The sequence below is a fragment of the Halorubrum sp. Eb13 genome (assembly GCF_002252895.1).
Lineage (GTDB): Archaea > Halobacteriota > Halobacteria > Halobacteriales > Haloferacaceae > Halorubrum.
Genome location: NZ_NHPE01000076.1, coordinates 1 through 9,501 on the forward strand (window position 1 = coordinate 1; position 9,501 = coordinate 9,501).

At 71.5% G+C, this 9,501-nt stretch carries 11 protein-coding genes; 7 read left to right on the forward strand and 4 right to left on the reverse strand.

Going from position 1 to position 9,501, the window contains the following annotated elements; genetic code table 11:
- The coding region (locus tag DJ75_RS08535) for a cold-shock protein (RefSeq protein ID WP_141211997.1) at positions 1 to 168 on the forward strand (168 nt) is incomplete at its 5' end.
- A gap of 201 nt (positions 169 to 369) precedes the next feature.
- On the opposite strand, the gene DJ75_RS08540 is transcribed toward DJ75_RS08535, so the two are convergent.
- Positions 370 to 684: a 2Fe-2S iron-sulfur cluster-binding protein gene (locus DJ75_RS08540; protein ID WP_094524076.1), complete on the reverse strand. Its 315-nt coding sequence runs from the start codon at positions 682 to 684 to the stop codon at positions 370 to 372.
- A 166-nt stretch (positions 685 to 850) separates the two neighbouring features.
- Between DJ75_RS08540 and DJ75_RS08545 the strand changes: the two genes are divergently transcribed.
- Entirely contained in the window at positions 851 to 1,951 is a 1,101-nt protein-coding gene (locus tag DJ75_RS08545; protein ID WP_094524077.1) for a hypothetical protein, read from the forward strand.
- Positions 1,952 to 2,031: 80 nt separating this feature from the next.
- A complete protein-coding gene (locus DJ75_RS08550; RefSeq protein WP_094524078.1) occupies positions 2,032 to 2,415 on the forward strand; it encodes a DUF5611 family protein in 384 nt (127 codons plus the stop codon).
- A 21-nt stretch (positions 2,416 to 2,436) separates the two neighbouring features.
- On the opposite strand, the gene DJ75_RS08555 is transcribed toward DJ75_RS08550, so the two are convergent.
- Positions 2,437 to 3,030: a histidine phosphatase family protein gene (locus DJ75_RS08555; RefSeq protein ID WP_094524079.1), complete on the reverse strand. Its 594-nt coding sequence runs from the start codon at positions 3,028 to 3,030 to the stop codon at positions 2,437 to 2,439.
- A 56-nt stretch (positions 3,031 to 3,086) separates the two neighbouring features.
- The gene (locus DJ75_RS08560; RefSeq protein WP_094524080.1) at positions 3,087 to 5,420 is read right to left on the reverse strand and encodes a hypothetical protein; all 2,334 of its coding nucleotides are present in this window, start codon (positions 5,418 to 5,420) and stop codon (positions 3,087 to 3,089) included.
- Positions 5,421 to 5,563: 143 nt separating this feature from the next.
- Here DJ75_RS08560 and DJ75_RS08565 point away from each other — a divergent pair, with 143 nt between their 5' ends.
- The 3 genes from DJ75_RS08565 (at position 5,564) to DJ75_RS08575 (ending at position 8,047) form a co-directional block, all read left to right on the forward strand.
- A complete protein-coding gene (locus DJ75_RS08565; RefSeq protein ID WP_094524081.1) occupies positions 5,564 to 6,418 on the forward strand; it encodes a hypothetical protein in 855 nt (284 codons plus the stop codon).
- 66 nt (positions 6,419 to 6,484) lie between these two features.
- Positions 6,485 to 6,943 carry a universal stress protein gene (locus tag DJ75_RS08570; protein WP_094524082.1) on the forward strand — a complete coding sequence of 153 codons (459 nt, stop codon included), beginning with the start codon at positions 6,485 to 6,487 and terminating at the stop codon, positions 6,941 to 6,943.
- Between the two features lie 123 nt (positions 6,944 to 7,066).
- Positions 7,067 to 8,047, forward strand: a complete 981-nt coding sequence (locus DJ75_RS08575) for an ROK family protein (protein WP_094524083.1) — start codon at positions 7,067 to 7,069, stop codon at positions 8,045 to 8,047.
- 23 nt (positions 8,048 to 8,070) lie between these two features.
- Here DJ75_RS08575 and DJ75_RS08580 read toward each other — a convergent pair whose 3' ends face one another.
- Positions 8,071 to 9,081: a PrsW family intramembrane metalloprotease gene (locus DJ75_RS08580; RefSeq protein WP_094524084.1), complete on the reverse strand. Its 1,011-nt coding sequence runs from the start codon at positions 9,079 to 9,081 to the stop codon at positions 8,071 to 8,073.
- A gap of 127 nt (positions 9,082 to 9,208) precedes the next feature.
- Here DJ75_RS08580 and DJ75_RS08585 point away from each other — a divergent pair.
- Positions 9,209 to 9,501 (forward strand): hypothetical protein (locus tag DJ75_RS08585; RefSeq protein WP_094524085.1); only part of this gene is annotated, 293 nt, incomplete at its 3' end.

Consider the following 9,501-nt stretch of genomic DNA (forward strand, 5'->3'; position numbering starts at 1 on the left):
AACGACACTGGCGGCTACGGATTTATTGAGACTGACGACGCTGACGACGACGTGTTCTTCCACATGGAAGACGTCGAAGGGCCGGACCTCGAAGAGGGCCAGGAGCTCGAGTTCGACATCGAGTCCTCGCCCAAGGGGCCGCGCGCGTCCAACGTCGTTCGGCAGTAAGCCGATCCGATAAGGCGGGTCGGTCCGGCTGACGCCGAACACGGCTCTGACACGCGACAACGAGACTTTTGCCCGCTCCGGACTCACGTCCGACGCGGGTACTTATCACGACACCGAGCGTCGCCGCCGCCGATCGGTTCGGCCGGTGACGGCGAGCGGTGGCGTCGAAGTATCGGCGTACAACGGCCGGAGACGGCCGACTCAGATGTGCTGCCCGAAGAGCCCGCGGCCCTTCGTCACCTCAACGTCTCCCTCGACCTTCGTCTGACAGGCGAGTCGGACGTCGTGGCTCGGGTGGTGCGGCGGGAACCAGAGGCGGGCCTTCTCCTTCTTGCCGGGTTCGCTCACCTCGCCGTCGACCTGGACCGCACAGGACCCGCACGACCCCGCGCCCCGGCAGTTGAGCTGTTTCATCTTGCCGTTGTACACGGAGAGTCCGGCCTCCTTCAGCACGTCGCGTAACACGGCGCCTTTCTCGCACTCGATCTCCTCTCCCTGATAGGATACGGTCGGCATGTCCGAAGGTACGCGACCGATCCACAAAGAGTCTATGTACTGCGGTCGGGGATAGCGTCCCGCGCGGGACCGCGGTTCGAAACGGCCGCCCGACGAGACGGGCGTACGCCGGGCGTCAGACGCCGGACGGGGCGTTTTTTACCCTCGGCACCGCAGGACGGACATAATGGGACTCAGGTGTCTGCTCGGGCACGACTTCGACGAGCCCGAACTACGGCGCGAGCGCGAGGAGGACGGGAACGAGGTCGTCACGACCGTCACCGAGGTGAAGACCTGCGCTCGCTGCGGTGAGACGCAGGTCGTGAGCGAGAACACCGAGGTCACGACGATGGAGCAACTGACCGACGAGGCCGTCGCGGGCGCCGAAACGGCGGGGGCCGGGACGACCCCGGGCGTCGACGACGACCGCGGCGCGACGGGCACCGTCGGGCCGGACGTCGTCGGAACGGACGCCGTCTCGATGGACGCCGCGGCGACGGACGACGGGGCGGGCGAGGCGGGCCCGACGGTCGACGCGACCGACGACGTCGACGACGCCGTGATCATCGACGACGGACCGGCCGCGGCGGCCGACGACAGACCCGAAGACGGTGCCGCGGACGCGGACGACGAGGGAGACGCGCCCGCGGACGACGAGGACGCGGAGCTCCTCGAATCGGGCCCGGACGACGAGGCGGGCTCGCTGGGGGGCGGCGACGAGTACGCGGAGTACCCCGAGGTCGAGACCGCGGAGTCGACGGAGGGCGACGAGCGGGACGCGGCGACCGACGACGGCGTGATCCTCGACGAGGCGGACGAGCCGGCGGCCGACCGCGAGCGCGGGGCGTGGCCGGAGGTCGACGAGGCGGACGAGCCGGAGCCGTCGACGACGGCGTGGCCCGAACAGCGCGGGGAGGACGAGGGGTTCAGCGCGGAGGTCGGCGACGGCGACGCCGGCGGCGTGGAGTTCGGGGGCGGTCTCACCCCCGAGGCGGCCGAGTCGGCGGACGGAGACGGAGACGCGGAGTACGTCGAGGCGCCGGAGCGCGACGCGGACGAGGTCGGCGGCACGATCGAACCGCGGGGCGAGGAGGCGGAGCCGGTCGACGCCGGAACGGGGATCACCCGCGCGGAGACCCCGGACCTCTCGACGTCGACCTCGGAGACGACGACGGAGTACCACTGCCCCGAGTGCGGGATGACCCGGGACGCCGACGGCAACTCCATGCGCGCGGGCGACATCTGCCCCGAGTGCAAGCGCGGCTACGTCACCGAGCGGCCGATCTGATCGGCGCCGGAGGGGTCTCGTAACGGCCTGAACACCCCGTGACGAAACTGGTTTACGCCCCCCTGTCGAACGGTCGCGGCATGAAGGAGTACAAGATGCGCCGCGGCGAGCATCTGGACGATCGCATGCCCGACCTGAAGGGCTCCATCGAGGACTACTTCGGCGAGGTCTCCGACACAGAGGAGTGGCAGGGCCACGAGCTGTACGTGGTCGAAGACCCCGACAATCCCGTTTTCGAACGAATCGTGGCCGGTGCCGCCGAGTACGGTGGAAAGAAGGACAAGCTCGCGGTCCATTTCGAGGAGCGGCCCGCCGAGGACGTCATCGCCGAGGGGAACGCCGACGCCGCCGCCGACGCGGTCGACGCGAAAAACGAGTTCCTGCTGGAGGCGACTGGCCGCGACGCGAAGTCCCGCCGCGACTCGCTGAAGCGCGAGGTCGAGGACGACGCGCCCGACTACTGAGTCGAGCCCGGGCCCCCGCCGCTATTTATACGATCGGTCGTTCGTGCCGACGAGCGCGCCCGCGTCGTCGATCTCGGTGACCGAGCAGTTGTCGGCCGACAGCTCCGTGAGCGACCGCACCACCGAGAGGTCTCTGCGCTCGCCGACGACGAGCCGGATCGGGTTCACGTGCGTGACGGCGACGACGGTCCCCTCGCGGGCGCGCAGATCCGCGACCGCGTCGAGAACGCGGTCGCGGACGGAGAGCCAGCTCTCGCCGCTCTCCGGCTCGCGCTCGGCCGCGGCCCGTCCGTTCTCCAGCAGGTCGAACGCGGGGAAGCGCTCGAAGAAGGAGCCGGAAGAGAGGCCTTGAAACACGCCGAAGTCGCGCTCGCGGAGCCGCGGGTCGGTCTCGAGTTCGACCCCGGCCGCCGCGGCGATCGGCTCGGCGGTCGCCACGGTCCGCGCGAGGTCCGAGGCGACGACCGCGTCGACCGCGTGGCGCTCAACGAGGGCGTCGGCGACCGCCGCGGCCTCCTCGCGTCCGGCGTCGGAGAGCCCGACGGGCGCCCACCCCTGGATCCGACCCGCCTCGTTCCACTCGGTCGTCCCGTGTCTGACGAACAGCGTGCTCACGGTTCACTCTCGGCGTCTCGTATCAAGGGCCTTTCGTCGTCGGAGCCGCGTCCCAGTCAGCGTTCGAGCGACCGCGTCAGCGCGAAGACGAACAGCGCGATGAGGAACGCGCCGACGAACCCCTCCAGGGTGGCGGCGAGCCGGACGGCCAAGTCGGACTGCTCCGTGCCGCCGCCGAGGATCAGCGCGACGAACGACTCCAAGCTCAACAGCCCGTACCCGAGGACGCCCCCGTACGGAGGTTCGGGGAGCAGCACGGCGAACGCCCCCGCGAAGACGAACACGACGCTCCCGGAGAAGGTGAGCACTCGGCCGGGGCGTTCGCCGTAGCCGGAGCTGAGGTCGAACAGCGCGTTCGAGACGTAATCGGACGCGGCGGCGAGGCGCTTCCGTGGCGGCCCGCGGGCGCGGGCCTCTTTCCGGTGGACCCGTCGACGCTGGAGCATCTCGTTCCGGAAGAACCGAGAGGCCGCGTTCGTGTCGCCGACGCGGTTCGCGCCGTTGCGCGCGAGCACGTAGGTGGTGACCAGCGTCTCGGCGTCGGGGACCTCCGCGTCGACGTCGGCGATCACCGGGGCGATCGCGCTCTGTAACTCGCCGCGCGCGGCCGCCTTCCCCGGGTCGTGCGCGGGGTATGCGTCGGGGTCGACCCGGCCGAGCGCGGCGCGGACGTCGGGGTCGCGGAGGGCGACGACGGCGGTCGGCGCGGGGCTCACCGCGTCCCCGCCGTCCGAGGCGACCGCCGCGAGGCCGCGAACGAGGCCCACCCGGTCGCTCTCTCGGTCGTCGAACGGTTCCGGGAGGGCGGATTCGCGGGACGACTCGGCCTCTCCGGCGATCGCGGCGAAGTCGACACGGGCCCCGACGAGGGTCGCGACCGCGTCGACCGGATCGGCGGCTGAGAGGGCGTCCCGGAACCCCTCGAACGTCGCGGCCGCCGCGAGGAGGTCGTCCGCGAGCGCCATCGCGTCGGCGGCGACGGTGGCCGTCGCGAGCCCGCGGTAGCCGGTGCCGTCGCCGTCGACGGTCTCCGGGACCTCGTGGATCCGCCAGTCGGCCGCCTCGAAGGCGTCGCGGTTCCGTCCGAAGACGAAGCCGTCGAACGTCGTCTCGACGAGGTGGAGGCGGTCGGTGGACCCGCCGTTCGTCCCGAGTCGGACGTCGCCGAGCGTGGCGTTCCGGAGGTCGTACCCGACGGGACCGCTCGCTGTCGGCTGCGAGAGCGAGCCGGCGCCGACGGTCACACGGCGCAGCCGCGCAACCGGGAACGTCGTGTCGGCAAGCCGCGGCGTGCAGGTCAACGCGCCCGCGACGGTCGTGCCCGAGAGGTCGAGGCAGCCGTCGACGACCGGACCGGGAAGGGTGCCCGTCCGCGCCTCCGCGAGGTCGGCGTCGCCGCCGATCCGGCCGTTCCGGACCGAGAGGTTCCCGGCGACGATCGCGGGGCCGAGCGTCGTCGACTCGTCATCGACGGCGCCGAGCCAGAGCGAGTCGTCGAGGTCGACGGCGTCGAGCCGGAGGTCGCCCCCGACGTGGAGGTCGTTCAGCAGGAGCGCCCCCCGGCTCCGGAGGTGTTCGAGCACGACGTGCGAGCGCACCTCGGTGAGTCGGAGCGTGAGCTCGGAGGTGTTCGCGTGGTGGCGCTCACCCCGGAGCGTGAGTCCCGGGCAGTAGAGCCGCCCCTCGACCGCGCCGCGCTTGAACTCGAACCGGCCGTCGACGACGCACTCCGTCGCCTCGACGTCGCCGTTCACGACCGCGTCGGTGAGCACGAGGCGCCCGCCGACGCGCGCGTCGTCGAACCGCACCGGTGTGGAGGCGGCGTCACCGACCGGGGGGCCGCCGTCGGTGGGTCGCTCCGCCGCGTCGACGGCCCCGATCCACAGGCCGTCGGCGTCCGGGTCGACCCGCGCGTCGGGGTGCGTCGCCGGGCCGAGCGCGGACTCGCGAAGCGAGCAGTCGCCGTCGACGACGCAGTCGGTCGCGTCGACGGTCCCGATCCGCGACCCACCGAGGTCGAAGTCCGCCTCGATCCGCGCGTCGTGACAGTCGAGCGCACCGATTCGAGCGCCGCGGAGGTCGAGCGGGTGTGTGTCGCCGCGCTCGATCAGCTCGTCGGAGAGGTCGAGCGCCGAGAGGCGGGCTCCGACGAACCGCTTCCGCTCGCGGGCGAAGCGCCGCTCGCCGAGGTCAATCGCGAACAGGTCGGCCTCGGGCGTCGCAGAGAGGGATTCGAGCAGCTCGCCGGCGGCGTCCCCGTTCGAGAGCGCGTCGGGGTCGTGGAACGCGCAGTGATCGCCTCCCTCGACGGCCGTTCGCGGGCAGCGCCAGTCGTCGGCGAGGTCGCCGGGGACGGAGACCTCGTCGGCGTCGAAGGTACACCGGGGCATAGGCGAAGGAGTCGGAGGCGATACATAAACGCTCGGCAGCCGATGCGGCGCCGAGGCGGCGCCGAGGCGGCGCGGTCGTGGCGATGCGCGGCGGAGTCTCGTGGACGACAACCTATTGACCGCGGACCGGGTACTGTGACCGAATGCGACAGGACCCGATCCCGCCGGCGGTCGCCGACCGGCTGTCGACCGCGGCCCGTCGCCTGCGAGCGGCCCGCCGGAACGCGCTCGAGCGAGTCGCCGTCGAGGAGACGGAGTGGGAGTACGCGGGCCGGACGTGGTCGTGGCCGGCGGGGGAGGCGCGCACGTACTTCCACGAGCTCGCGCCGGGCGAGCGCGAGGCGCTCGACGAACTGACCGCGGAGCTGGAGCGGCTCCGCGAGGCGGGAGCGGCGGCGGAGGCGACCGCGTCGGGGGCGACGTCGACGGCGGACGTCGTCGGGGTCGGCACGGGTCGCGTCGCCGTCGGGATTCCCGGATCGATCGGCGGGGACCCGAGGACGTCCGACGGGGATGCCAAGCCGACCGACGGAACTCCGGAGCCGACCCACGGGGATCCGCTCGTCGCGAAGCTGGCGCGGTACGGTCCCTCGGCGGAGATGGGCGACGGGCGCCCGCAGAACCGACGAGAGCGACGGATCTGGTCGGCGGTCGAGTCGCACCCGTTCCTGCCCGTCCTCGACGGCGACCCCGACGGCGACTGGATCGTCATGCCGCGGGCGGAGGTCCCCCCAGAGGAGCCGGTCCGCGAGGAGGCGCTCGACCGCGTTCGGAGGGCGCTGGCGCCGCACCGCGACCGCTTTCACTTCGACGAGCTCAAGCCGGAGAACGTCGGCGCGTACCGCGGTCGGTACTGGATCGTCGACTACGGCCGCCCGACCGGCGAACCGTTGTTCGTCGATCCGCCGGGCGAACCGGAGCCGCCCGAGGCGGACGCGGCCGGAACGCCGGCTGAGGACGACGCGGAGGCAAGGGAGAAACGTAAGGATCGATCGTAAGAAAATTAATTCAGAACTGAGTTAAAACTTCGACAGCTTTATACGGGCGGGCGGCGAAAGGGAGGTATGAGCATAGAAACGGTGCTACTAGCGGTCGGAACCGAAGACGAGGAACAAACAGAGCAGCTCGCGAAGGAGGCCATCGCGGTCGCCGAGCCCGCGGGGGCGGAAATCGTGTTGACCCACGTGTTCTCGGACGAGGAGTTCGACGGAGTCCGGTCGAAGCTCGGGGTCAACCCGACGAGCGAGGGGTCGACGCCGAACGCGGTCGCGGAGCGGCACACCACGACGCGGGCGCTCGCGAAGGCGCTCGACGAGGCCGGCGTCTCGTACACGATCCGCGGCGCGGTCGGCGATCACGCCGACGAGGTCGTCGAGGCGGCCTCGGCCGTCAAGGCCGACCGCGTGGTGGTCGGCGGGCGGCGCCGGTCGCCGACCGGGAAGGCCGTCTTCGGCAGCGTCGCTCAGGAGGTCATCCTCTCGGCGCCGTGCCCGGTGACCTTCGTGCGGGAAGTCGCCGCCTGAGTGACCGACCCGTCTCCGCGCGCCGGTCAGGGCGACACCTCGCCGCCCTCACCGCGCGCCGAACGGGACGAACCGCCTCGGGAAGCGTCCCGCTTAAGTGACACCGGTCCGCCGTTCTAGCCGATGTATTACGTGGGCGTCGACCTGGGGGCGACGAACGTCCGAGCGGTCGTCGGCGACGGCACCGCGACGGTCCTCGGATCGGACGCGCAGGGGACCCCTCGCGGTCCGAACGGGATCGCCGTGACCGAGGCCGTGCTGAGCGTCGTCCGGGGGGCGTGCGCGGCCGCCGAGATCGACCCGACCGAGGTCGTCGCGGCCGGGATCGGCTCGATCGGCCCCCTCGACCTGGCGGCCGGGGTCGTCCAGGGGCCGGCGAACCTCCCGGACACGGTCGAGCGCATCCCGCTCGTCGGGCCCGTCTCGCAGCTCCTCGGCACCGACGAGGTCCACCTCCACAACGACACCGTCGCCGGCGTCATCGGCGAGCGGTTCCACGCCGAGCGCAACCCGGACGACATGGTGTACCTCACGATCTCCTCGGGGATCGGCGCCGGGGTCGCCGTCGACGGCAACGTGCTCTCGGGGTGGGACGGGAACGCCGGCGAGGTGGGCCACATGACCGTCGATCCGCACGGGTTCATGACCTGCGGGTGCGGGCTCGACGGGCACTGGGAGGGGTACTGCTCCGGCAACAACATCCCGAAGTACGCCCGCGAGCTCCACGCCGAGGACCCGATCGAGACGTCGCTCCCCGTCGAGGACCCGGACTTCTCCGCGGTCGACGTGTTCGAGGCGGCGGGCGAGGACGTCTTCGCCGACCACGTGATCGACCAAGTGGCCCACTGGAACGCCATGGGCGTCGCCAACGTGATCCACGCGTACGCCCCGCTCGTCGTGAGCGTGGGCGGGGCGGTCGCGCTCAACAACCCGGACCGGGTGATCGACCCGATCCGCGAGAAGCTCTCCGACATGGTGTTCATCAACGTCCCGGAGGTCAAGCTCACCGACCTCGGCGACGAGGTCGTCGTGAAGGGGGCGCTCGCGAGCGCGCTCACCGGCGGCACGGGCGACCGGTCGCGCGTGGACTCGCCGCCGGAGTGATCGGTTTTTAAAAACGGCCGTCGTCAATCCTCGAACTCCGTGAGCTCCGGCTCGACGTCCGGGCCGACCGCGTCTCGCGTCTCCACGTACGCGTCCCGGTACCGCCAGATCTTCCGGAGGAGGACGTAGCCGAACGCGCCCTGGAACAGGAGGACGAAGAGGAACAGCGCCGGGAGCCGCGGGATGGGAGTGAGCGCGGGGATCACCGAGGTCACCGGGCCGACGAGGGTGTTGTACAGCCCGTGGATCGCGGCCGCGATGACGAGCCCCTTCACCACGATCGGACCGCGGTTCTCGGGGTTGAACTTCGCGAGCCCGAGGTAGTACCCCGCGAACGCCGAGTAGACGACGTGGCCCGGCCCCGCGAGCGCTCGCAGCGCCGTGATCCCGTCGCCCGCGCCGAGGACGGCGAGCCCCAGCGTCAGCTCCGACATCTCGACCGTCCGGGCGATGTACACGAGGTTCTCGATGACGACGAAGCCGAGGCCGGCGATCGCCCCGTACACCGCGCCGTCGACGACGGCGTCGAACCGGTCGTCAGTGTACGCGTACAGCCGGACGGCGAGCAGCTTCACCGTCTCCTCGACGGGACCGACGATGACGAAGAAAAAGAGGACGATCCCGGGGAAGCCGAGCGGGGAGAAGAGCGGCTGCGCGTAGCTGTTGAGCACCGCGGCGAACGTCGCCGTCAGGATAGACAGCAGGAACGTCGCCACGAGCAGGGAGAGCGGCTCCGCGGTCGTGACGTCGGAGACGTACACGTACGCGGCGAGCCCGAACGCCGGGATCGCCGAGAGCCCGACGAGCATGGCGACGGCGGGGTCGAAGACCAGCCCGAGGCCGAACGACCCGAGGATGGCGAGGAGCCCCAGAAGCGCGACGAACACGACGAGCGCCTTCGCGGAGCGGGTGATGAGCCAGTACAGCGCGACCGAGAGCCCGTCGAGAGAGGTGCGCTCCTCCCACGTGGCGACATCGTAGAGGTCGCGGTCGTCGTCGGCGCGCGACTGGACCGGGTCCGACCGGGATGGCATACGCCCCGGTTCGGCCCGGGATGACTTAAGCCGTGGCCGGACCGCGGCCGATCGGGAGTCGTCCTCCGGCGGGACCCGCCCCGCGCCGAGCCGATGGAGTTGAAACCGCGGCGCCCGAAGGGCCGGTATGCACTTCGACCGACGGACGCAGCGAGCGCTCCGCGAGGCGGGGCTCGACGCGGACGCGATCGCGGACGCCTCCGACCGCGTCGCCGGGCTGGTCGCCGAGGACGCCGACCGCCTGCGGGCGTTCTTCGCCGCCGACTGCCCGTACTACTCGGACATGGAACTGGCCCACAGCACCGCCGACCGGCAGGAGCACCCGACCGCGGACGTCGACCTGTTCACCCACGGGAGCGACCTCCGCGGCTACCTCTCGCTCGACGGGTGGGGCGCGCCGGTCGAGCGAGAGGTAGCCGC

Bases quoted from the DNA above. Each gene is read 5' to 3' on its own strand.
- DJ75_RS08570 (WP_094524082.1), top strand. From the start codon at position 6,485: ATGAGCATAGAAACGGTGCTACTAGCGGTCGGAACCGAAGACGAGGAA.
- DJ75_RS08540 (WP_094524076.1), bottom strand. From the start codon at position 684: ATGCCGACCGTATCCTATCAGGGAGAGGAGATCGAGTGCGAGAAAGGC.
- DJ75_RS08575 (WP_094524083.1), top strand. From the start codon at position 7,067: ATGTATTACGTGGGCGTCGACCTGGGGGCGACGAACGTCCGAGCGGTC.
- DJ75_RS08580 (WP_094524084.1), bottom strand. From the start codon at position 9,081: ATGCCATCCCGGTCGGACCCGGTCCAGTCGCGCGCCGACGACGACCGC.
- DJ75_RS08545 (WP_094524077.1), top strand. From the start codon at position 851: ATGGGACTCAGGTGTCTGCTCGGGCACGACTTCGACGAGCCCGAACTA.
- DJ75_RS08560 (WP_094524080.1), bottom strand. From the start codon at position 5,420: ATGCCCCGGTGTACCTTCGACGCCGACGAGGTCTCCGTCCCCGGCGAC.
- DJ75_RS08565 (WP_094524081.1), top strand. From the start codon at position 5,564: ATGCGACAGGACCCGATCCCGCCGGCGGTCGCCGACCGGCTGTCGACC.
- DJ75_RS08550 (WP_094524078.1), top strand. From the start codon at position 2,032: ATGAAGGAGTACAAGATGCGCCGCGGCGAGCATCTGGACGATCGCATG.